Origin of the sequence: Micromonospora lutea, from assembly GCF_016863535.1 — a bacterium.
Taxonomy (GTDB): Bacteria; Actinomycetota; Actinomycetes; order Mycobacteriales; family Micromonosporaceae; genus Micromonospora; species Micromonospora lutea.
Genome location: NZ_BOPB01000011.1, coordinates 1 through 21,012, shown reverse-complemented (window position 1 = coordinate 21,012; position 21,012 = coordinate 1). Strand labels below are relative to the sequence as shown.

Here is a 21,012-nt window from a genome sequence, read left to right as displayed (position 1 = left end):
TCGCCCCGGGGAGGTGCGCGCACGGCCGAACTATGATCGGGGGGTGTCCGAATCCTCCCTCGCGGAACTGCTCCGCGCCCGTGGGCTGCGGCTGACGGCGCAGCGACAGCTGATCCTCCAAGCGGTGTTGGACCTGGGGCACGCCACCCCCGAGCAGGTGCACACTGCGGTACGCGAGGTCGCCGCCGGGGTCAACATCACCACCATCTACCGCACGCTGGAGCTGCTGGAGCGGCTCGGCCTGGTCACCCACACCCACCTCTCACACGGGTCGCCGACCTACCACGCCGCCGGAGAGGACCAACACGTGCACCTGGTCTGCCGTGAGTGCGGCGCGATCGACGAGATGGAGCCGGAGCTGATGCGCCCGCTCGCCGATCGACTGGCCGGGGAACGGGGCTTCCGGGTGGACATCAGCCACGTCTCCTTCTTCGGCTTGTGCGCGCGGTGCGGAAGCGGGGAACAGGCATGATCGAAGTCGCGGGCGCGGTGGCCGTGGAGAGCATCGACGAAGCCAGTCGGGACCAGCCGGAGCCGGCACACGTCGCAGCCGGGGTGCGGGGCGTCGCCGCGCACTACGGTGACCCGATGCGCGAGCAGCGCCAGCTCAGCACCGAGGTCGGCCTGGTGGACCGTTCCCACCGGGGCGTCATCGCGGTGCCGGGTGTGGAGCGGATGTCCTGGCTGCACACCCTCACCACGCAGCACCTGGCCGAGCTGGGCCCCGGGCAGGGCACCGAACTGCTCGTGCTCTCACCGCACGGCCACGTCGAGCAGCACGCCATGGTGACCGAGGACGGCGACACCACCTGGCTCGACACCGAGCCGGGAGCGACCGAGGGGCTGCTGGGCTACCTGGAGAAGATGCGGTTCTTCAGCCAGGTCGACCCGCGTGACGCCACCGCCGAGCACGCGTTGCTGTCGCTGGTCGGGCCGAAGGCCGCCGAGGCGGTGGCCCTGCTCGACGTACCGCCGCTCGCCGAGCCGGACGTGGTGGGGGTGCCCGGCCCGAAGTTCCGCTCGGGTGAGCTGCCGCCCCGCCCGACCGCCCGCTACGACGTGCAGCCGCTGCCGCAGGGCGGGTGGGCCCGACGCGGTCCGCTCGGCGTGGACCTGCTGGTTCCCCGGTCCGCGATGGACCAGGTTGTCGCGCGGCTGCGCGACAACGGGGTGCCTCCGGTGGGGCTGTGGGCGTACGAGGCGGTGCGGGTGGCCGCCCGACGGGCCCGGGTCGGCGTCGACACGGACCACCGGACGATCCCTGCCGAGGTGAACCTGATCGCCCCGGCGGTGCACCTGGACAAGGGCTGCTACCGGGGCCAGGAGACGGTCGCCCGGGTGCACAACATGGGCCGCCCGCCCCGCCGACTGGTGCTGCTGCACCTCGACGGGGTCGCCACCGATCAGCTCCCGGCCGCCGGCACCCCGGTGACCCTGGACGGCCGCACCGTCGGCTTCGTCGGCACTGCGGTGCTGCACTACGAGCTGGGTCAGGTCGCGCTCGCGGTGGTCAAGCGCTCGGTGCCCGACGATGCCGCCCTCCGCATCGGCGACAGCGCCGCCGCCATCGACCCGGTGTAAGGAAGGGCACCTTATTAACGCCTGCGGTAGAGGAAGGGCACCCTGTTATCACGGTGGTGCCGAGCAGACGTTCTAGGATCGCCGGCATGACGACAGGGACGTTGATCACGGTTGCCCCCACCGGCGCGGAGTCGGCGAAGACCGAGGTGCCGGCGCTGCCGGTGACCCTCGACGAGTTGCTGCTCACCGCCAAGGAGTGCGAGGCGCTGGGTGCCTCCGTGATCCATGTCCACATCCGGGACGACGCGGCGCGGCCCACCCTGGACCCGGGTCGGCTCCGCGCGACCGTGGCGGCGCTGCGGGAGAGCACCGACCTGATCGTGCAGTTGTCCACCGGGGGTGCGGTCACCGACCCGGAGGCCGACCGGCTCGCCGTGCTGGACGCGGCCCCGGACATGGCCTCCTGCACCATGGGTACGGTCAACTTCGGTGACGAGGTCTTCCTCAACCGCTGGGAGTTCATCGTCGACCTGCACACCCGAATGCAGGAGCGGGGCATCGTGCCGGAGTACGAGATCTTCGATCTCGGCCACCTCAGCGCCCTCCAGCGCCTGCTGAGCAGGTACGGCCTGCCACACGGCGGTCACGTCCACGTCGACTTCGTGATGGGTGTGCCGGGCGGTATGCCGGGCACCACCGCCACGCTCGTCGCGGCTGCGCAGATGCTCCGGGATCTGCCGGAGGGCACCACGTTCTCGGCGACCGGCATCGGTCGCACCAGCCTCCCGGTGCTGCTCGCCGCGCTCTCGGCCGGCGGTCACCTGCGGGTCGGGATGGAGGACACGGTCACCTACGCGAAGGGCCGCCCGGTGGAGTCGAACATGCAACTGGTCGCGCGGGCGGTCGGCTTCGCCCAACTCGCGCAGCGCCCACCGCTGAACACCGCCGAGGCCCGTGAACTGCTCGGCCTGTAAGTCCCAGCTCGCCGTACATCCTTTACGCCCGAAGGTGGACTCCCTGCTCACCCCGGGCTGATGACCGTCGGACACCTCGGTACCGTCCACGTCGTGGGTAAGACGTACGAGGGTGGCGTGCCGCTCGCCGAGGTGGTCCGGTCCGGCTTCGTGGAGGGCGTGCACCGTGGGTCGGTGGTGGTGCTCGACAGCACCGGCGCGCCGCTGGCCGCCGCAGGTGACGTCACCTCGCCGATCTTCCCCCGCTCGTCGAACAAGCCGATGCAGGCGGTCGGGATGCTCCGCGCCGGGTTGTCGCTGACCGAATCCGCGGATCTGGCCATCGTCGCGGCCAGCCACGCGGGGGAGGAGTTCCATCTGGCCCGGGTCTCCGCGCTGCTCGTGAAGGCCGGGTTGGACGAGAACGCCCTGCACTGTCCGCCGGAACTGCCGGTGGGCGATCAGGCGCGCATCGCCGTGCTGCGGGCCGGCGGCGGGCCGACCCGAATCCAGATGAACTGCTCCGGCAAGCACGCCGGAATGCTGCTGACCTGCCGCTCCGCCGGCTGGCAGTGGGACGGCTACTGGCGTGTCGACCACCCGCTCCAGCGGTTGCTGCGCGACACGATTGAGGAGTACACCGGCGAGGAGGCGGTAGCCGTCGGCGTCGACGGGTGCGGCGCACCGGTGCTGTCGGCGTCGTTGACCGGACTGGCCACGGCGTACCTGCGGCTGGTCGTGGTCGACGGTGACACCGAGGCGGGGATGGTGGCCGGCGCGATGCGGGCCCACCCGGAGGTGGTCGGCGGTACGCAGGCGGACGACACCCGACTGATGCGTGGCGTACCCGGGCTACTGGCCAAGATCGGTGCGGAGGGTGTCATCGCCGCGGCGCTGCCCGGCGTCGGTGCCGTGGCGCTGAAGATCGACGACGGCGCCAGCCGCGCCCGGATGCCCGTCCTGGTTTCAGCCCTGCGCAGGCTCGGCGTCGACGCACCGGTGCTGACCGAGTTCGCCGAGATCCCGATCTTCGGCGCCAACCTCCCCGTAGGCGCCACCCGCCCCCTCTGGTAACCCCCCAACCCCCTCCCCACCCCCCTCCCTCCCCACCCTCCCGCCTGCCGATCATGCAGTTGTGGCACCTGGTATGCGGCGAAAAATGGCATTTGTTACGTGCCACAAGTGCATGATCGACGGACCGTGAGGGCGGGGTGGGGTCAGGGGAGGAAGGTGAGGAGGGCGGAGTTGATTTCGGCGGGACGTTCGAGGGGGAACAGGTGGGCGGCGTCCGGTACGTCGGGGAGGCGTACCGCGTGGGGTGCCTCGGCCGCGATGCGGTCGGCCAGGTGGCGGATGTCGGGCAGGTCCAGCGCGCCGGACGCGACCAGCACGGGCATGGTCAGTTCGGTGAGTCGCCCGATGGCTGGCGGGTTGAGTTCGGCCACGTCCACGGCGCTGAGGGCCAACTCGGCAGCGAGTGCGCGTTCGTCCATCTCGACGGCGAAGGCGATCAGCTCAGGGTCGACGGCCGTGGCCTCCCGTTCCGGGCCGACCACCCAGAACCGCACCTCACCGGCAGCCATCGCGGCGAAGTCCTCCTCGTCGACCTCGCCGACCAGGTCGTCCCACAACTCGTCCGTCTGCTCCGACCATTCGTGGCCGGACACCGCGGTACCGAGCAGCGCGAGCGCGCTCACCCGGTGCGGGTGGGCCAGCGCCGTGTCGATCGCCACCGCCCCGCCGAAGGAGCAACCGACCAGCGCGGCGCTGGCCAATCCGAGAGCGTCGAGCAGGCCGACCACGTCGTCGTGGTGGGCGAAAGCGGTCGGCGGCAACTCGGAGTCGCCGTAGCCGCGCAGGTCGACGGTGATCACCCGGTGTCGGGTCGCGAGTGGGGCGATCTGTGCCCGCCACATGCGGCGGTCGGCGATACCGGCGTGCAGCAGGACGACCGGCGAGCCGGTGCCAGCCTCGTCGTACGCCAGCAGGGCTCCATTTACCTGGATCTTGGTCACCGCAGGACGGTACGACCAGGTCTCGGGGTTTGCAAACCAACTAATGAGACGTCGCTAACTCTGGCTAGCACTTCGCTTGCAGCTGCTAGCAGGGCGGGCTAGCGTTGAGTCATGGCCACTCCCAAGGACCTTCCCGACGTCGGCGGGTTCATTCGTGACCTGCGGCGGAACGCGAAGATTTCGCTCCGGCAACTGGCCGAGCAGGCGGGGGTCAGCAACCCCTACCTGAGCCAGATCGAGCGCGGCCTGCGCCGGCCGAGTGCCGAGGTGCTCCAGCAACTCGCCAGCGCGCTGCGGGTCTCCACCCCGGCGATGTACCTGCGGGCCGGGCTGCTCGACGACAAGGAGGGCCAGGGTGTGCTGGCCGCCATTGCCGTCGATCCGGACCTGACGATGGCTCAGAAACAGTCCCTTACCCAGATCTACGAGACATTTCGCCGGGAGAACGCCCGGCTGGCCGAGGCGACCGCGACGACGAGCGGCGAGACCGGCACGCCTGCCACACGTGAACCGGCCGGCGCTCCGGCGACGAGCGAGGACACCACCGGCGGTTCCGTCGCGAGCGGCGCGGCCGGCACCTCCGACGCGAATGACGTCACCGCCCCCGACGTGGCCAATCTGGCCGCGACCGGACCCACCACCACGGGGGGAACCCCGACCGAGGCGGTGCTCGAGTCGGTCGCCGTCACGGAGGCGGGTTCCGCTCCCGCCCCGAACAACACCCAGCCCAGGAAGGCCGCCCGCAAGGTGGTCCGCAAGACCGCGAGCGCGGTCCAGGAGGAGAAGCAGTCATGACCCAGCCGAAGACCAATCGCATCCCTGCACCGATCTACGCCGCGGCGGGGGCCGGCGAGCTCGCCCTGCAGCAGCTGCGCAGACTGCCCACCGTGGTCGGTGAGCTGCGTGACCGCGTCGTCACCGACGGCGGCCGGGTCGTCAACGAACTCGGCGGCAAGGCTGTCGTCACCGGCTTCGAGCTGCGCCAGAAGGCCAACGACACCCTGCGCAACGCCAACCGGACGGCCGAGTCGCTGCGGCGCAAGGCCGCCCCGACGGCCGACCTGGCCAAGCTGCGCGAGCGCGCCGACCTGGCCAAGCTGCGCGAGCGCGCCGACCTGGCCAAGCTGCGCGAGGCTGCCGACCTGACCAAGCTGCGGGAGGCTGCGGATCTCGACAAGCTCCGTGAGGCCGCCGACTTGAACAAGCTGCGGGAAGTGACTGACCTGGACCGACTGCGTGAGGTGGCCACCCGCAACGCAGCAGTGGTCGTTGCCGGTGCCCAGGCCGCCCAGGAGCGGGCGCTGGCCGCGTACGGAGCGCTGGTGGCCCGGGGTGAGCGTGTCGTCGGCACCGGTGTGCTGGAGGCCGCAGACACGGTGAACGCCGACATCGAGGCGACCGAGGCCACCACGCCGACCGCGACCACCGAGCCGGCCCCGATCCGCGCGAAGGCCGAAACCGCCGAGAAGGCGGAAACTGCCGAGAAGGCGGAAACCGCCGAGCAGGCTGCGCCGGTCAGGAAGGCTGCGCCGGTCAGGAAGGCCGCGACCGCCGAGGTGCCCAGCCCGGCCGAGGTGGCCGAGATCGTGGAGGCCAAGCCGGCTGCTGCGAAGAAGGCCACCCGGGCGAAGTCGACCACCCGGCAGACTGCCACCAAGCGGACCGACAGCCCGTCGGCGAAGCTGCCCCGGAGCACCAAGCGGAGCCAGTGAGTCACCAGCCGGCGATCCCGGGACGGTCCTGTCGCCACGGACCCGGGATCGCCGGCATAAGCTTGCCGTCATGGCCAACGCCGCGCCGATCTTCGTCTTCGACGTCCGTCTCGTGATCGAACTGATCTTGTTCGTCTTCGCGCTGATCGTGCAGGGGGTGGCTCTCGTGCACGCGGTGACGCAGCGCTCCGATGCCTTCCCTGCCATCGGTACCCTGCCGAAGGGCGGCTGGATCGCGATCCTGGCGGTCACGCTCCTGCTGACCCTGCTCACCCGCTCCACCCTCAGCATCTTCGGGTTGATCGGTGTGGCGGCGGGTCTGATCTACCTGCTCGACGTCCGGGTCGGGCTACGCGACCTGGGCGACAACAGAGGGTCCTGGTGAGAGCCTTCCGCTGGCCACCACCACCGGACGGCGGGCCACGCACCTGGGGCCCCGGCCCGGGTGCTCCGCGTACCGGCCGGCCGCCGTTGCCCGACCCGGAAACCGAACTGGTCGCCACCCCGCACGGCGTACGGCTGGAACGGCTGGTGACCGGCGTCGGTGACCCGGTCACCGTCTTCGCGCACGGACTGGCCAACGGCATCGCCACCACCAGACCCTTTGGCAGCGGCGTCACCGGTCGCCGGGTTTTCTTCCAGTTCCGGGGCCACGGTCGATCCGACGCGCCCGACGGACCGTGGAGCTACCTCGACCTGGCCCGTGACCTGCGGGCGATCGCTGATCTCAGCGGCGCGACCCGCGCCTTCGGGGCCAGCCTCGGTGCCGGCGCGCTGTGCCGCCTGCTCGCCGAGAGCCCGCACCGCTTCGAGCGGCTCGTCTTCTTCCTTCCCGCCGCGCTCGACCGGCCGCGCGGACCGGTCGCCCGGGCGCGGCTGATCGAGCTGTTGTCGGCCGTGGAGAGTGGGGACGCGTCGGCGGCGGCGGAGGTCGTCTCCACCGAACTGCCGCCGGCCGTACGCAACACCCCGGCCGGCTGGGCCTACCTACGGCAACGGCTGGACCACCTGCTGCGCGACGGACTCGCCGCCGGGCTGGTCGACCTGCCCGAGCAGGCTCCGCTGCCCGACGTCAGCGTGCTGGCCCGGGTGACTGCGCCGGCGCTGGTGATCGCCGCCGAGGGCGACGACCTGCACCCGGTGGAGGTGGCCGAGCAGCTCGCGGCCGTGCTGCCCCGGGCCACCCTGCACCGGTACGACCGTCCCGGTGTGCTCTGGACGGATCGCGCCGACCTGCGTGGCCGAATCGCCGACTTCCTCAACGGCGTCAATTAGGCAAGCAGAGGTGGCCCATGCCATTTGACGTGAGTCGCAATACCTGACCTCGGATGTCAGGTATTCCTGGCAACGTGGCGGTCATGACGACATCGCTGACAGGGCGGGTGGCGCTGGTCGCCGGGGCGACCCGGGGCGCTGGCCGGCAGCTCGCCGTGCAACTCGGCGCGGCGGGCGCCACCGTGTACGCGACCGGCCGCAGCAGCCGCGCCGGCCGTTCCGAACTGGACCGCCCGGAAACCATCGAGGAGACCGCCGAACTGGTCACCGCAGCCGGCGGCATCGGCATCGCGGTCCGCACCGATCATCTGGTGCCCGACGAGGTGCGGGCCCTCGTCGAGCGGATCGACGCCGAGCATGGCCGGCTCGACGTGCTGGTCAACGACGTGTGGGGCGCCGATCCGCTGATCACCTGGGAGAAGCCGGTCTGGGAACAGCCCCTCGACGCCGGTTTCCGTACGCTGCGGCTGGCGGTCGACACGCACGTGATCACCAGTCACTTCGCACTACCGCTGCTGATCCGCCGGCCCGGAGGGCTGGTGGTGGAGATCGGGGACGGCACGAAGGCGTACAACGACGACAACTACCGGCTCTCGGTCTTCTACGACCTGGCCAAGACCTCGGTCAACCGGCTCGCCTTCAGCTGGGCGCATGAACTCAAGCCGTACGGCGGAACGGCGGTGGCGCTCAGCCCGGGCTGGCTGCGGTCGGAGGCGATGCTGGAGCACTTCGGCGTCACCGAGGCCAACTGGCGCGACGGCGCGGCCAAGGACCCGCACTTCCTGATCTCGGAAACACCGGCGTTCGTCGGGCGGGCCGTCGCCGCGCTCGCCGCCGACCCGGACCGGGCGCGCTGGAGCGGCCAGTCCGTCTCCGCCGGAGAACTGGCCAAGGTGTACGGCTTCACCGATGTCGACGGCAGCCAGCCGGACGCCTTCCGCTACATCAGCGAGGTGGTCGACGCCGGTCGTCCCGCCGACGTCACCGGTTACCGCTGATCGCCGGCCGGCTGTCCTCGTCGGTCGGCGGTCTCCGGTCGGTGGAGTAGAGAGCCACGGCCCGGGTGGCCGCCTCGGCCAGCAACGCCCGCAGTTCGGGCGGGTCGAGCACCTCGACCTCCGGGCCGAGCCCGAGCAACTGGGTGTACGCCACCTCGACGGACTCGACGGGCAGCCGGATCGTCAGCCAGCCCTGCGCGTCGGGTCCGGTCGCGGCGGCGACCGCCTCGTCGTACCCGAAAGGTGCGTCGACCAGGTGTCGGAGCCTGCGCAGGCCGACGGGGCTCAGCCGGAGCGTCGCCTCGGCCCGCAGCATGCTCCGCAGGAACGACGCGGCCTGGCGCTGCCAGTGGGCGGCCAGGTCGAAATCCGGCTCCCGGTCGAAACCCTCCTCGTGCTGCTCGACGGCGATCACCCGGTCCACCCGGTAGGTGCGGACATCCTCGCCGACCCGACCGACGAGGTACCAGGTCCCGCTCTTGAGGACCAGACCGTACGGGTGGACCCGGCGGGTCACCTCGTGTTCCCCGCGCCGGTAGCGGAGCGTCACGACCCGGTCCCGCCAGACCGCACCGGCCAACTCGGTCAGCCACGGCGGCGGGGCGTTCTGGTGGTGGTACCAGCCCGGCACGTCCAGGTGAAACCGCTGGCCGGTGCGTACCGGGGCGTCGCGCAGGCTCGGCGGCAGCGCGGCGAGCACCTTGAGCTGCGCCGCCGCCACCGCGTCGGTCAACCCCATGTCACCAGCCGGTCCGGGCAGCCCGGCGAGGAACAACGCCTCCGCCTCGTCGCGGGTCATCCCGGTCAGCCGGGTCCGGTAGCCGCCGAGCAGCCGGTAACCACCCGCCCGCCCCCGGTCGGCGTAGACCGGCACCCCTGCGGCGGAGAGCGCCAGCACGTCCCGGTAGACCGTCCGCTCCGAGACCTCCAGTTCCCGGGCCAGTTCCGCCGCCGTCATCACCTCCCTGGCCTGCAACAACAGCAGCAACGAGAGCAGCCGTGCGGCGCGCACCGGTCACCGCCCGCCGGGGGTGAGCAGTCCCCGGTCGTACGCGGCGGCCACCGCTGCCGCCCGGTCGTTGACCCCGAGCTTGGCGTAGACGTGCAGCAGATGGGTCTTGACGGTGGCCTCGCTGATGAACAGCCGGGCGGCGGCTTCGCGGTTGGACGATCCTCGGGCCACCAGGGTGAGCACTTCGAGTTCACGTTGGCTCAGCGGCTCCTCGGCCGGCGTACGCGGGGTCCGCAGCCGCCCCATCAGTCGCCCGGCGACGCTGGGGGAGAGCACCGACTCACCCCGGGCGGCGGCGCGTACCGCCCGGATCAGCTCCTCGCGGGGCGCGTCCTTGAGCAGGTAGCCGGTGGCGCCCGCCTCGATCGCCGGCAACACGTCGGCGTCCGTGTCGTAGGTGGTCAGCACCAGTACCTTCACCGGGCTGCCGGAGGCCGCCAGCCGCCCGATCGCGGTCACCCCGTCCATGCCGGGCATCCGCAGGTCCATCAGCACCACGTCCGGCCGCAGCGCCTCGGCCAGGGCCAGCGCCTCGGCACCGTCGGCCGCCTCGCCGAGCACCTCGAACCCGGGGTCGCCGGTGAACATGCCCCGCAGCCCGTCCCGGACCACCGGATGGTCGTCGACGATAAGGAGGCGTACCAGGTCGGTCATGCGGCGGCTCCGGGCAGTGCCGGCACGGACGCGGAGACGGCGGTGCCGGCGCCCGGTTCGGACTCGACGGCCAGCTGACCGCCGACCCGGGTGACCCGCTGCCGCATCGCGGTGAGGCCGTAGCCGCCGTCCCGATCCGGTTCGACGTCACCGCCGACGTCGAACCCCGACCCGTCGTCGCGGACGTCCAGCGTCACCACGTCCGACATGTACGACAGGGTGAGCCCGACCCGCGACGCGTCGGCGTGCCGGGCCACGTTGGTCAACGCCTCCTGGGCGGCCCGGAGCAGCGTCACCTCTATCTCCGGGTGCAGCGGACGGGGCGTGCCGGTGGTGTGGACGCTCGCCGGCACCTGGTGCCGGGTCGACCAGCGCCCGCCCAGCTCGGCGAGCGCGTCGGGCAGCCGGGCGGTCTCCAGCGGCTCCGGACGTACCGCCCGGACCGACCGGCGTGCCTCGGTGAGGCTTTCCCGAGCCAGGTCCAGCGCGTTGTCCACGTGCCGGAGCCAGTCGGCCGAACGGTCCCGGGACTGCTCGGCCGCCTCCAACTGGGTGATGATGCCGGCCAGCCCCTGAGCCAGGGTGTCGTGGATCTCCCGGGCCATCCGCTGGCGCTCGTCCAGCACACCGGCCTCCCGGGCCTGTGTGATGAGCTGCGCGTGCAGCCCCTCGTTCTCCCGTACGGTCTCGGCGAGCCGTTCGTTGGCCGAGGTCAGCTCCGCCACCAACCGCTTACGATTTGCGTCGTCGCGCTCGGCGACGGAACTGAACCAGGTCACGCCACCGCCGACCACGAGGTTGAACAACACCATCACCAGCCAGAGCGGCCACGACGACGACACGAACGGCAGGCCGCCGCTCTGCGAGGTGGCGACCAGCACACCGGTGACGGCCACGCCCACCATCCGCCACCTGCCCTGCAGGGCGAAGAAGGCGTGCACGTAGCCGATGCCGGCGAAGAAGCCGTACCACGGGCTGGCCGTCACCAGCGCGGCGGCGAACGCCAGCATCCCGACGTAGTAGCACGCCATCAGCGTGCGCCGGCCCTGCCAGTCCTGGTGCAGGGTGATGAACCAGGCGACCCAGCAGGTGGCCGCCGCGGCGATGACCAGCGTGACCCGCAAGGGAAAGTCGTGGGGTGTCGGCACGGTGACGGCCAGCAGCGTCCCGACGAACATCCCCATGTAGGGCAGCACGCGGTGGAGCTTCGCCTCCTGCACCCTCCAGGTGGCCGTCTGATCGTCGGGCTCGCGGTGGCAGACCATCGACCCTGCTCACTCCCAGCGGAACAGTTTCGCCGCGCCGGCGCCGGCCGCCAGGGCGATCGTCGCCATTATCCCCAGGTGCAGCGGGTGCGGGGCGGTGCCGGTCCAGGCGTCGAGCAGTGCCTGCACACCGGGTGGGGTGTAGGCGCCGAGGTCGGCCACGAGGTCGGGCAACATGAACCGTGGCAGGTAGACCCCGCCGAAGAACATGACCAGCATGAACAGCGGTACGGTCAGGGCCTGGGCCGACCTGTTGGTGCGGGCCACCGCCGCGACCAGCAGTCCCAGCGCGAGCAGGGCCGCGGTGCCCAGCAGGAGCGCGGCGGCGAAGCCGAGCGGGTGCTGCGGCAGCGGCGAGCCGAACGCGAGCCGGGCGACCAGGGCGAGCAGCACCGCGCTGGCCACGATCCCGGCGAGGGCGAGGAGGAGCTGGGCGAGCAGCAGGGCCGCCGGGTTGATCGGAGTGGTGGCCAGTCGCCGCAGGATGCCGCGCTCCCGGTAGGTGGCCAGTACCGACGGCAGGATGTTCACCGCGACCATCGCCAGCGACGCCACCAGCAGCGAGGGAGTGAAGTACGTGATGAAGGACACCCCGCCGAATTTCGGATCGGGTACGCGCAGTGTCGGAACCAGCCCGAGCACCACCAGGATGACGGTGGGCAGCAGAAGGATGAGCAGTAACGATGGGATGTCCCGCAGGTAGAGCTTGGTCTCGGTCTTGAGGATCTGGCCGAAGGCGTGCATCTGTTCCCCTCAGTCGGTGAGCCGGTGGCCGGTCAGCTCGACGAAGGCGTCGTCCAGCGTGGCCTGTTCCAGCCTCAGGTCGGCGGCGATGATCTGGTTGCGGGCGAGGACCGACGTGACCGCGTGCAGCACGTCACCGGTGCCGGTCACCACCACCTGGCTGCCACTGCGGGTCACCGCGGTCACCTGCGGCAGGTCGGCGAGAAGCTGGTCGTCGAGCGGTACGGACGGCCGGAACCGGATCCGCTGCTCCGGGGCGACCGCCGCGACCAGCGCGGCCGGGCTGCCCAGCGCCGCCACCCGTCCCCTGTCGATGACGGCGATCCGGTCGCAGAGCCGCTCGGCCTCCTCCATGAAGTGGGTGACCAGCACGACCGTCACGCCGCGGTCCCGTACCCGTTCGATCAGGCCCCACGTGTCCCGTCGGGCCTGCGGGTCCAGCCCGGTGGTCAGCTCGTCCAGAATGGCGATCTTCGGGTTGCCGACCAGCGCCAGCGCGATCGACAACCGCTGCTTCTGCCCGCCGGAGAGCTTCGCGTACGGGGTCTTCCGCTTCTCGCCCAGACCCAGTTCCTCGATCAACCGGGCCGGGTCGTCCGGTTCGCGGTAGAACGACGCATACAGTTCCAGTGCCTCCGTGACCCGCAACCGGTCCGGCAGTTGGCTCTCCTGGAGCTGCACCCCGACCTGCTGACGCAGCCGGGTGACGTCCCGGCGAGGGTCGAGCCCGAGGACCGACACCTCGCCCCCGTCAGGGACGCGCAGCCCGGCGAGGCACTCCACAGTGGTGGTCTTACCAGCGCCGTTCGGGCCGAGTACGCCGAAGATCTCCCCGGCCGCCACGGTGAAGGACACGTCCGACACCGCCACCGTCCCGCCGTACCGCTTGTGCAGATTGGTCACCTCGATGACCGACATCGCCCCGCCTCTCGCCGCTGCTTTCCCGTACCTGCCCAGCGTCGCGTCGACGGGCCGGCGGCGAATCGACCAACGGGAGACGCTCGTGGTCGGCCCCGGTTGATCTCGGGGATCCGTCAACTGGTTGATGCGGCGGCGGTGACCGGTGCGGTGTCCAGGAACGCCGCCGGTGTCGCGGCGAGGTCCAGGCGGCCCTGGACACCGCACTAGGCTCTGCGATGTGAACGCATCCGCGATCCCCGGTGCCGCGGTCGGCAGCGGTCGCCGGTTCGTCGGCGGCGCCGCGCTGCTGCTGCGCGGCATCGCCCTGTACGTCCGCAGCCCTGGCCTGATGCTGCTCGGCATCGTGCCCGCACTGATCTCCGGGGCGATCTTCCTCACCGCGTACGTCATCCTGGTGTACTTCGTCGGAGACCTGGCCCGGCTGGTGACCCCGTTCGCCGACGACTGGACGACGACCGGGCGCAACGCGGTTCGGGCGGTCGCCGGCCTGGCGATCCTCGGCCTGGGCGGCCTGCTCACGGTGCTCACCTTCACGGCGGTCACGCTGGTCATCGGCGACCCGTTCTACGAGAAGATCTCCGAGCGGGTGGAGCAGCGCTACGGCGGCACCCCCGACGCCGTGGAGGTGCCCTTCTGGGCGTCACTGCGGCGCAGCGCCGCCGACTCGATCCGCCTGGTGGCCCTGGCCGTCCTGGTGGGCATCCCCCTGTTCGCCGCCGGTTTCATCCCGCTGCTCGGTCAGACCGTCGTACCGGTGATCGGTGCGGCGGTGGGCGGATGGCTGCTCGCCGTGGAACTGGTGGGCGCACCCTTCTACCGCCGAGGCAGAGGGCTGCGGGACCGTCGGGCCGTGTTGAAGGCGGACCGTCCCACCGCGCTCGGCTTCGGCGTGGCCGTGTTCGTCTGCTTCCTGATCCCCCTCGGTGCCGTCCTGCTGATGCCGGCGGCGGTGGCCGGCGCCGCCCTGCTGGCCCGCCGCTCGCTCGGCCAACCCATCGTGGAGGCGTGATCATGGACATCACCCTGGTCGAAGGGGACATCACGGCCGAGCGGGTGGACGCGGTGGTCAACGCCGCCAACTCCTCGCTGCTCGGCGGCGGGGGAGTCGACGGTGCCATCCACCGCCGGGGCGGACCGGCCATTCTCGCCGAGTGCCGCGCGCTGCGCGCCTCCCGGTACGGCCGGGGCCTGCCGACCGGGCAGGCGGTGGCCACCACCGCCGGTGACCTGCCGGCCCGCTGGGTGGTGCACACGGTCGGGCCGGTCTGGTCGGACACAGAGGACCGTGCCCCGCTCCTGCGCGCCTGCTACGTCAACAGCCTCGCCGTCGCCGACGATCTGGGCGCGGCCACGGTCGCCTTCCCGCTGATCTCCGCCGGAATCTACGGCTGGCCGGTCGACGACGCGGTCGGTCAGGCACTGTCGGTGCTGCGCGCGGCGACCCCGACACATGTCACCGAGGCACGTCTGGTGTTGTTCGGCCCGGACACCTTCGCCGTCGCCGAGCGGGTCCACTCGACAGGCTGACGCGACTGTTCAGCACTCTCGTACGCAGGACCACTGAGTGGCGACCTGCCGATAACCGAGCCGGGTGTTGACCGCCAGCATCGGCGCGTTCGCCGCGTCGTTCCCGGTGTACGCGGTGGTGACCCCGCCCTGTGCCGCGCGGTGCAGCGCGGCCAGCTTGACCAGCCGGGCCAGTCCACGTCCCCGGTGCTGCGGCACCGTGCCGGTGTAATCCGACCACATCCGCGTACCGTCCCGCTTCACCAGGCTGATCGCGGCCAGCTCACCGTCGACCTCGACCCCGGTGCTGGCCTCCCGGTCCAGGCCGACGTTGTCCCAGGTCGTGGCGAGCCAGTCGGAGTAGCCGATCGCGCCGGACACGACGTCGCCCGGCTCGTCGGCACTGGACGCCACGTCCACCTGGTGCACGCGACGCGGGTCGACGTCCGCCAGCGGGACCAGCCGGACGCCGTCGGGTGGTGTCGGCAAGGGGGGCAGCGTGTGCAGGTCCAGGGCCGAGAAGTGCTCCTCGCGGCTCGGCGTGAACTGGTGCCGGCGGGCGAACGGCAGCGCCTCCGGCAGCGCGCGCCCGTGCAGCCGGGTCAGACCGAGCGGGGCGAGGTGGGTCTCCGCCTGAGCCAGCAGCGCACTGCCGATCCCGCGTCGCCGCTGGTCAGGGTGGACGTGCAGCAGCGACACCTCGCCGACCGCCTCGGCGGTGTGCTCGTTGCGCGACGCGCACACCCAGCCCACGATGTGCTCGTCGACCTCGGCGACGAAACCGGTCCAGTGCAGACCCGGGGGCGGTGAGGCGATCAACTGCCGGGTGGACGCGACACCCCGGAGCAGGAAGGGAAACACGAGTCTCCGCAGCGCGACCACCGCCGGGGCATCGTCGGGCCGGGCCGGGCGGATGAGGAACGGTGCTTCAGGCATCCGGCGGAGGTTAGCCGGTCCACCGCCGGCTCCGCCTCGGGTTATCGCGCGAGGTGGGGAGAGTTGTTGTCGCCCCAGCGACAACAACTCTCCCCACCTCCCCTGTTCACCCCCTGCTGCCGACGGTTCGCAACGTCTGCGGGGCGGCGCTGCCGCGGCTTCGGTCGGGTGGTGCCGCGACGTTGGTCGGGTGGTGCCGCGATGTCGACGGGGTGGTGCCGCAGCCTTGGGCGGGTGGTGCTGCGGCTTCGGGCGGGCGGTGACGTCGGCGGGGCGGTGCCGGCTGAGGCGCGGTGGGTCGGGCATCGGGCCGAGACGAGCGAGTCCGTGTCAGGTTCGTCGCCACAGGGTGGTGGCTGGACGAGACGTACCCCCAGCTCAGCCTTGCCAGCCGGCGGCCGCCAGGGCCGCGCGGAGCTGGGCTGCCACTTCGGCCTGACGGTGGCGCACGTCGAAGGCGGTGAAACGGAGGATGCGGTCGCCCTCGATCCAGATTCGGTTCTGTCGGCGCAGGTCAGCGGCCCAGTGCCGGACGTCCATGTGGTGGCCGCCGTCGACCTCCACGTGCAGCCGCCAGCGCGGCCAGTAGGCGTCCAGGTAGCGCACCCGCCCGTCGGAGTCCCGCCGCCGATGTTGTCCCTGCGGCGGCGGCAGCCCGTGGCGGCGGCACAACCGGGCCAGGTCGATCTCGGAGAGTGCCTCCGCCCCGCCCGCGATGTCGTGCAGCGTCTCCCGGATCAGCGCGCCCCGGCGGGCCTGAGGCATCCGGTCCAGCACCGCCCCGATCTCCGCCGGGGTCACCCGCCGCTGTTGGCAGCCGGCCGCGAGGATCTGTTGCGCTTCCTCGTCGGTACGCACCCACTGTGCCGCGTCGACCAGGGACCGTGCCATCGACGTACGGTCGGGGCGGCCCCGCTGGCGGTCGGAGTCGGGCAGGTGGCGAGCCCGGCGTACCCGGACCGCAGGCAGGCCGAGTGGAAGCCGGCGCAGCAGGTCGGCGCGGTGGCGATGGTGCGGGATCAGCACGTCGACGGTCTCGTGACGCCAGGCGCCGCGCAGCCCGCCCGCCGTGGCCGAGGCCAGCCCGGCGAGGACCGCGCCCTCCCCGGCCGCGAGCACCGCCACCCACCAGCCCTGTTCCCGGGAGTACGGTCCACCGGGTGGCTCGGCCCGTAGGACGCCCCGGCACACCCGGCTCCACCGTGCGGACACCAGCAGGTGGCGCACCTTGGCGGGGCTCAGCGCGGCCGTGGCCTGCGCCCAGGTGAGGATCCCCGACTGCTCGAACAGCAGCCACTGCAACGGGTCGGCGTCATCTCGGGGCATCCGCACAAGACGATTGAACCGCGAGGTGGGTAGATTTATTGTCGCTGGAACGACAATAAATCTACCCACCTTTCTGTTCGCCGCAGGTTGAGTGGGTCCGGCGGCGCTCGGCGCGGTGCCGGCCGGTGTCGGGCGTACGCCGGGATTGTCAGCCTGTGCCGGGCGGATGGGCTCGGACGGTCAGCGGGCCGGTACGGCGGCGATCACCTCGACCTCGACGAGCTGGTCGTGGTAGCCGAGCACCGCCACGCCGAGCAGGGTGCTGGGCGCGTCGTGGTCGCCGAAGGCCGCCCGCACGACCTCCCAGACCGCGACCAGGTCGGCCTGCTCGGACGACGCCACATACACGGTGCTCTTGACTACGTCGGCGAGGGTGGCACCGGCGGCGCGCAGGGCGGTCTCCAGGTTGGTCATGACCTGCCGGGCCTGAGCCGCGTGATCGCCGGGAGCGACGGTGTCTCCGTCGGCATCCAGCGGGCAGGCGCCTGCGGTGAAGATCAGACGGGTGCCGGGTTCCACGGTGGCCAGGTAGGCGTAGGGGGCGGCGCTGAGGGTGGGTACGGGCAGCAGGCGGATCGGATCGGACATGCGCCGGAGGCTAGCCAGCCCGGCCCGCTACGCACCACGGATTAAGAGCGACCGGCAGTAGGGCTGGCGGGGCTGCGGCGCGCCCTGGCACTTCGGCTGGCGGCGTTGTCGTCGTCGGCCATGCAACACCGGCATGGCCTCCTCCTCCGCCTTGCCACCCTCGGCCAAGACCCGCCTCGCCTCCACCGCCCTACTGCCGGTCGCTCTAAGCCGGGCAGCCGTTAACAAGGGGCCCTTCCTCTACCGGAGGTGTTAACAAGGTGCCCTTCCTTACACTTCAGGCGGAGTCGCGGATGATCAACTCAGTGGGGAGGATCAGGGCCGGTTCGACCTGTTCACCGGCGGCGAGGCGGAGCAGCAGGCGGGTGCCCTGCCGGCCCAGCTCGACGATCGGTTGCCGCACGGTGGTCAACGGCGGATCGGTGTACGCGGCGGTCTCGATGTCGTCGAAGCCGATCACCGCCACATCGTCGGGCACCCGCCGCCCCGCCTCGCGCAGCGTACGCAGGGCGGCGTGCGCCATCAGGTCCGACGCGGCGAAGACGGCGTCCAGGTCGGGGTGGGCGGCGAGCAGTTCGCGCATCGCCGCCGCCCCGGACTCGCGGGTGAAGTCGCCCACCGCCACCATCTCGGGCAGCCCCGCGGCGGTGACGGTGTCCCGGTAGCCGGCCAGCCGCTCGATGCCGGCGACCATGTCCTGTGGCCCGGCGATGGTGGCGATGCGGCGTCGGCCGCTGTCGATCAGGTGCCGCACCGCGCGGGTGACCCCGCCGACCTGGTCGACATCGATGTACGGCACATCCGCCCCGTCGAGTGGCCGACCACTGCACACCACCGGGATGCCCAGCGCGGCCAGTCGGGCGGGCAGCGGATCAGCACCGTGCAGCGAGGCGAACAGCACGCCGTCGACGTGCCGACCGGTGGTGTACCGGGCGACCCGCTCATGCCCGGCCGGCGAGCCGGCCAGCATCAGCACCAGCTGCTTGTCGGCGGCCTCCAACTCCTGCGCGGCACCGCGGATGATCCCGGGGAACACCTGGTCGTCGGAGAAGACCCGGGTGGCCTCCTCCGGCATGACCAGGGCGATCGAGTCGGTCCGCTGGGTGACGAGGGTGCGTGCGGCCAGGTTCGGTACGTATCCCAGTTCGGCGACCGCCTGGCGGACGGCCTCCTGGATCGGCTCGGCGACCGTGGTCGAGCCGTTGACCACCCGGGAAACGGTGGCCCGGGACACCCCGGCCCGTCGTGCCACCGCTTCCAGAGTGGGCCGCTGAGCCCCCGTCATCGGAGAAACCACCACCTCGTCACAGCCCGTTCCGGGAGATCACCTCCTGGTACCACCGGGCGCTGGACTTCGGTGTACGCCGCTGAGTGAGGTAGTCGACGTGCACGATGCCGAACCGCTTGCGGTACCCCTCGGCCCACTCGAAGTTGTCAAGCAATGACCATACGAGATAGCCGCGCAGGTCGACGCCCCGGGCGATGGCCTCGTGGGCCGCGCGCAGGTGGCCGTCGAGGTACGCGATCCGGTCGGTGTCCTGAACCGGGCTGGTCAGGTCCGTGGTGGACTTGTCCGGGAAGGCGGCGCCGTTCTCGGTGATCAGCAGCGGCACCCCCGGATAGTCGGTGGCGATGCGTTCCAGCAACCGGGTCAGCCCCGCGGGTTCGATCATCCAGCCCATGTCGGTCAATGGCCCGACCGGTGCCAGGAACTGCACTCCCTCGGTGCCGGGGTACGCCCCGCCACCACCGGCACCGTCCGGCCGCCCGGCGACGTAGGTCGGCGCGTAGTAGTTGATCCCGAGCAGGTCGATCGGCGCCGCGATGATCTTCTCGTCGCCGTCCTGCACGAACACCGGCTCGACCATCCGCGCCACGTGCTCGCGGACGTCGTCCGGGTACCCCCCGGCCAACAGCGGATCGAAGAAGATCCGGTTGTGCAGGCCGTCGACGAGGCGTACGGCGGCGGCGTCGGCCGCGCTGTTCGGATCGGCGGCGCGTACGTCGGCGGGATTGAGGGTGACCCCGACCCGGCCGGCGCCGCCCGCGCGCAGCGCCTGAGCGGCCAGGCCGTGCGCGAGCAGCAGATGGTGTACGGCGGCGAAGGCCGCGCCCGGGTCCTGCACCCCGGGTGCGTGCACCCCGTTGCCGTAGCCGAGATAGGCCGAGCACCACGGCTCGTTGAGCGTCGTCCAGGTGCCGATCCGGTCGCCGAGTCGGGCGTACACGGCGGCGGCGTAGGTGGCGAAGTGCTCCGCGGTGTCACGGCTGGTCCACCCGCCCCGATCCTGCAACGTCTGCGGCAGGTCCCAGTGGTAGAGCGTGATGATCGGGTCGATGCCCCGGCCCAGCAGCGCGTCCGTCAGTCGGTCGTAGAAGTCCAGGCCACGTGGGTTGATCGGGCCGCTGCCGTCGGGCTGGATACGGGGCCAGGACACCGAGAAGCGGTACGCCTGCAACCCCAGCTCCGCCATCAGCGCGACGTCTTCGGCGTACCTGTGGTAGTGGTCGCAGGCGACGTCCCCGGTGTGGCCGGCGTGCACCTTGCCCGGGGTACGGCTGAAGGTGTCCCAGATCGACTCGCCGCGCCCGTCGTCGCGGGACGCCCCCTCGATCTGGTACGCCGCGGTGGCCGCACCCCAGAGAAAGTTGTCCGGAAATCTCAACTCAGTCACGCCTTGACCGCACCTTCCATGATCCCGCCAATGATCTGGCGACCGAAGAGGACGAATACCAGCAGCAGGGGCAGTGTGGCGATGGCCGTGCCGGTGAAGACCTGGGACATGTCCTGGTAGTAACCGTCGGACAGGGCCCGCAACGATAGCTGCACGGTGGGATTCTCCGGGTCGTTGAGTACCGCGTAAGGCCAGAGGAAGTCGTTCCAGGTGGTCATGAAGGTGAGTAGACCGAGCACGGCGGCGGCCGGCCGCAATGCCGGCACCACCACGTTCCAGTAGATGCGGGCGGTACCGCAACCGTCCACCCGGGCTGCCTCGATCAGCTCGCTGCTGACCGCCTGCCCGGCGTACTGCCGCATCATGAACACCCCGAACCCGGTCACCAGCGCGGGCAGGATCACGGCCGGCAGCCGGTCGTTCAGGTCCAGCTTCGTCATCAGCATGTACAGCGGGATGATGCCGAGCTGGGTGGGCACCATCATGGTCGCGATGATGATCATCAATAGTGCGTTGCTGCCCCGGAAACGCAGCTTGGCGAAGGCGAATCCGGCCAGTGTGGAGAAGAGCACCACCGAGATGGTGACCACCGTGGCGACGATCGCCGAGTTGATCAGACCGGCCAGGAAGTAGGCGTCGGTGTTGGCGAACAGCCGGGAGATGTTGGCGCCCAGGTTGCCGCCGGGGGTCACCGGGGGTGGCAGCTGCCCCATCGCGTCGCTGGACCGGCTGGCCACCACGAACATCCAGTAGATCGGGAAGACCGACAGGACCGCGGCGGCGATCAGGGCGAAGTACGTCAGCGGGCTCGCCCGCCACAGCCTGCTCATCGCGCCACCTCGCTTCGCTCGGCGTCGCGATGAGCCACCACCGCACTGAGCCTGATGATTCGCTCGCTGCGCTCGCTCATC

Annotated in this window: 23 protein-coding genes and 1 pseudogene; 12 read left to right on the top strand and 12 right to left on the bottom strand. The window is 71.3% G+C overall.

Going from position 1 to position 21,012, the window contains the following annotated elements; genetic code table 11:
* The first annotated feature begins 43 nt into the window (after nucleotides 1-43).
* The 4 genes from Vlu01_RS11590 to Vlu01_RS11575 all read left to right on the top strand — a co-directional run bounded on the left by Vlu01_RS11590 (nucleotide 44) and on the right by Vlu01_RS11575 (nucleotide 3,548).
* Nucleotides 44-472 (top strand): Fur family transcriptional regulator, encoded by a 429-nt coding sequence (locus tag Vlu01_RS11590; protein WP_203997555.1) that lies wholly within the window; start codon nucleotides 44-46, stop codon nucleotides 470-472.
* Nucleotides 469-1,581 carry a CAF17-like 4Fe-4S cluster assembly/insertion protein YgfZ gene (ygfZ, locus tag Vlu01_RS11585; RefSeq protein ID WP_203997552.1) on the top strand — a complete coding sequence of 371 codons (1,113 nt, stop codon included), beginning with the start codon at nucleotides 469-471 and terminating at the stop codon, nucleotides 1,579-1,581. The genes Vlu01_RS11590 and ygfZ overlap by 4 nt, the downstream gene beginning before the upstream one ends.
* 86 nt (nucleotides 1,582-1,667) lie before the next feature.
* A complete protein-coding gene (locus Vlu01_RS11580; RefSeq protein ID WP_203997549.1) occupies nucleotides 1,668-2,495 on the top strand; it encodes a beta-keto acid cleavage family enzyme in 828 nt (275 codons plus the stop codon).
* Between the two features lie 60 nt (nucleotides 2,496-2,555).
* The gene (locus Vlu01_RS11575) at nucleotides 2,556-3,548 is read left to right on the top strand and encodes an asparaginase (protein WP_203997546.1); all 993 of its coding nucleotides are present in this window, start codon (nucleotides 2,556-2,558) and stop codon (nucleotides 3,546-3,548) included.
* A 143-nt stretch (nucleotides 3,549-3,691) separates the two neighbouring features.
* Here the strand turns inward: Vlu01_RS11575 and Vlu01_RS11570 are convergent, their stop codons facing one another.
* Nucleotides 3,692-4,489, bottom strand: coding sequence for an alpha/beta fold hydrolase (locus tag Vlu01_RS11570; protein WP_203997543.1), 798 nt, complete (start codon nucleotides 4,487-4,489; stop codon nucleotides 3,692-3,694).
* 111 nt (nucleotides 4,490-4,600) lie between these two features.
* Here Vlu01_RS11570 and Vlu01_RS11565 point away from each other — a divergent pair, with 111 nt between their 5' ends.
* The 6 genes and pseudogenes from Vlu01_RS11565 (at nucleotide 4,601) to Vlu01_RS11545 (ending at nucleotide 8,474) form a co-directional block, all read left to right on the top strand.
* Nucleotides 4,601-5,284, top strand: coding sequence for a helix-turn-helix domain-containing protein (locus Vlu01_RS11565; protein ID WP_203997540.1), 684 nt, complete (start codon nucleotides 4,601-4,603; stop codon nucleotides 5,282-5,284).
* Nucleotides 5,281-5,526, top strand: a pseudogene (locus Vlu01_RS28065) (hypothetical protein); the annotation flags it as partial. The gene Vlu01_RS11565 and the pseudogene Vlu01_RS28065, both read left to right, overlap by 4 nt.
* Nucleotides 5,521-6,201, top strand: a complete 681-nt coding sequence (locus Vlu01_RS11560; protein WP_444543440.1) for a hypothetical protein — start codon at nucleotides 5,521-5,523, stop codon at nucleotides 6,199-6,201. The pseudogene Vlu01_RS28065 and the gene Vlu01_RS11560, both read left to right, overlap by 6 nt.
* A gap of 70 nt (nucleotides 6,202-6,271) precedes the next feature.
* Nucleotides 6,272-6,586, top strand: a complete 315-nt coding sequence (locus Vlu01_RS11555) for a DUF2516 family protein (RefSeq protein ID WP_155214466.1) — start codon at nucleotides 6,272-6,274, stop codon at nucleotides 6,584-6,586.
* Entirely contained in the window at nucleotides 6,583-7,476 is an 894-nt protein-coding gene (locus tag Vlu01_RS11550) for an alpha/beta fold hydrolase (protein ID WP_203997534.1), read from the top strand. The genes Vlu01_RS11555 and Vlu01_RS11550 overlap by 4 nt, the downstream gene beginning before the upstream one ends.
* An 83-nt stretch (nucleotides 7,477-7,559) precedes the next feature.
* Nucleotides 7,560-8,474 (top strand): SDR family oxidoreductase, encoded by a 915-nt coding sequence (locus tag Vlu01_RS11545; protein ID WP_203997531.1) that lies wholly within the window; start codon nucleotides 7,560-7,562, stop codon nucleotides 8,472-8,474.
* Here Vlu01_RS11545 and Vlu01_RS11540 read toward each other — a convergent pair.
* From Vlu01_RS11540 to Vlu01_RS11520, 5 genes are all read right to left on the bottom strand, one after another.
* The gene (locus Vlu01_RS11540; protein WP_203997526.1) at nucleotides 8,458-9,486 is read right to left on the bottom strand and encodes a helix-turn-helix transcriptional regulator; all 1,029 of its coding nucleotides are present in this window, start codon (nucleotides 9,484-9,486) and stop codon (nucleotides 8,458-8,460) included. The genes Vlu01_RS11545 and Vlu01_RS11540 overlap by 17 nt on opposite strands.
* A gap of 3 nt (nucleotides 9,487-9,489) precedes the next feature.
* The gene (locus Vlu01_RS11535; RefSeq protein WP_275409312.1) at nucleotides 9,490-10,140 is read right to left on the bottom strand and encodes a response regulator; all 651 of its coding nucleotides are present in this window, start codon (nucleotides 10,138-10,140) and stop codon (nucleotides 9,490-9,492) included.
* On the bottom strand, nucleotides 10,137-11,336 hold the full coding sequence (locus Vlu01_RS11530) for a sensor histidine kinase (RefSeq protein ID WP_239095846.1): 1,200 nt from the start codon (nucleotides 11,334-11,336) through the stop codon (nucleotides 10,137-10,139). The genes Vlu01_RS11535 and Vlu01_RS11530 overlap by 4 nt, the downstream gene beginning before the upstream one ends.
* A gap of 78 nt (nucleotides 11,337-11,414) precedes the next feature.
* A complete protein-coding gene (locus Vlu01_RS11525; protein ID WP_203997521.1) occupies nucleotides 11,415-12,149 on the bottom strand; it encodes an ABC transporter permease in 735 nt (244 codons plus the stop codon).
* Nucleotides 12,150-12,158: 9 nt separating this feature from the next.
* A complete protein-coding gene (locus Vlu01_RS11520; protein ID WP_203997519.1) occupies nucleotides 12,159-13,067 on the bottom strand; it encodes an ABC transporter ATP-binding protein in 909 nt (302 codons plus the stop codon).
* Between the two features lie 220 nt (nucleotides 13,068-13,287).
* Between Vlu01_RS11520 and Vlu01_RS11515 the strand changes: the two genes are divergently transcribed.
* Together Vlu01_RS11515 and Vlu01_RS11510 are read left to right on the top strand one after the other, a co-directional pair.
* On the top strand, nucleotides 13,288-14,079 hold the full coding sequence (locus Vlu01_RS11515; protein ID WP_203997516.1) for an EI24 domain-containing protein: 792 nt from the start codon (nucleotides 13,288-13,290) through the stop codon (nucleotides 14,077-14,079).
* A gap of 2 nt (nucleotides 14,080-14,081) precedes the next feature.
* Nucleotides 14,082-14,597 carry an O-acetyl-ADP-ribose deacetylase gene (locus tag Vlu01_RS11510; RefSeq protein ID WP_203998213.1) on the top strand — a complete coding sequence of 172 codons (516 nt, stop codon included), beginning with the start codon at nucleotides 14,082-14,084 and terminating at the stop codon, nucleotides 14,595-14,597.
* Between the two features lie 9 nt (nucleotides 14,598-14,606).
* Here the strand turns inward: Vlu01_RS11510 and Vlu01_RS11505 are convergent, their stop codons facing one another.
* From Vlu01_RS11505 to Vlu01_RS11480, 6 genes are all read right to left on the bottom strand, one after another.
* Nucleotides 14,607-15,512: a GNAT family N-acetyltransferase gene (locus tag Vlu01_RS11505; protein WP_203997513.1), complete on the bottom strand. Its 906-nt coding sequence runs from the start codon at nucleotides 15,510-15,512 to the stop codon at nucleotides 14,607-14,609.
* A 378-nt stretch (nucleotides 15,513-15,890) separates the two neighbouring features.
* Complete coding sequence (locus tag Vlu01_RS11500) at nucleotides 15,891-16,838, bottom strand: putative endonuclease domain-containing protein (protein ID WP_203997509.1); 948 nt, start codon at nucleotides 16,836-16,838, stop codon at nucleotides 15,891-15,893.
* 180 nt (nucleotides 16,839-17,018) lie between these two features.
* Complete coding sequence (locus Vlu01_RS11495; RefSeq protein ID WP_203997506.1) at nucleotides 17,019-17,426, bottom strand: RidA family protein; 408 nt, start codon at nucleotides 17,424-17,426, stop codon at nucleotides 17,019-17,021.
* A 277-nt stretch (nucleotides 17,427-17,703) separates the two neighbouring features.
* Complete coding sequence (locus tag Vlu01_RS11490) at nucleotides 17,704-18,711, bottom strand: LacI family DNA-binding transcriptional regulator (protein ID WP_203997503.1); 1,008 nt, start codon at nucleotides 18,709-18,711, stop codon at nucleotides 17,704-17,706.
* 19 nt (nucleotides 18,712-18,730) lie between these two features.
* Nucleotides 18,731-20,101, bottom strand: coding sequence for a GH1 family beta-glucosidase (locus Vlu01_RS11485; protein WP_203997500.1), 1,371 nt, complete (start codon nucleotides 20,099-20,101; stop codon nucleotides 18,731-18,733).
* A complete protein-coding gene (locus Vlu01_RS11480; RefSeq protein ID WP_203997497.1) occupies nucleotides 20,098-20,931 on the bottom strand; it encodes a carbohydrate ABC transporter permease in 834 nt (277 codons plus the stop codon). The genes Vlu01_RS11485 and Vlu01_RS11480 overlap by 4 nt, the downstream gene beginning before the upstream one ends.
* Nucleotides 20,932-21,012 lie beyond the last annotated feature (81 nt).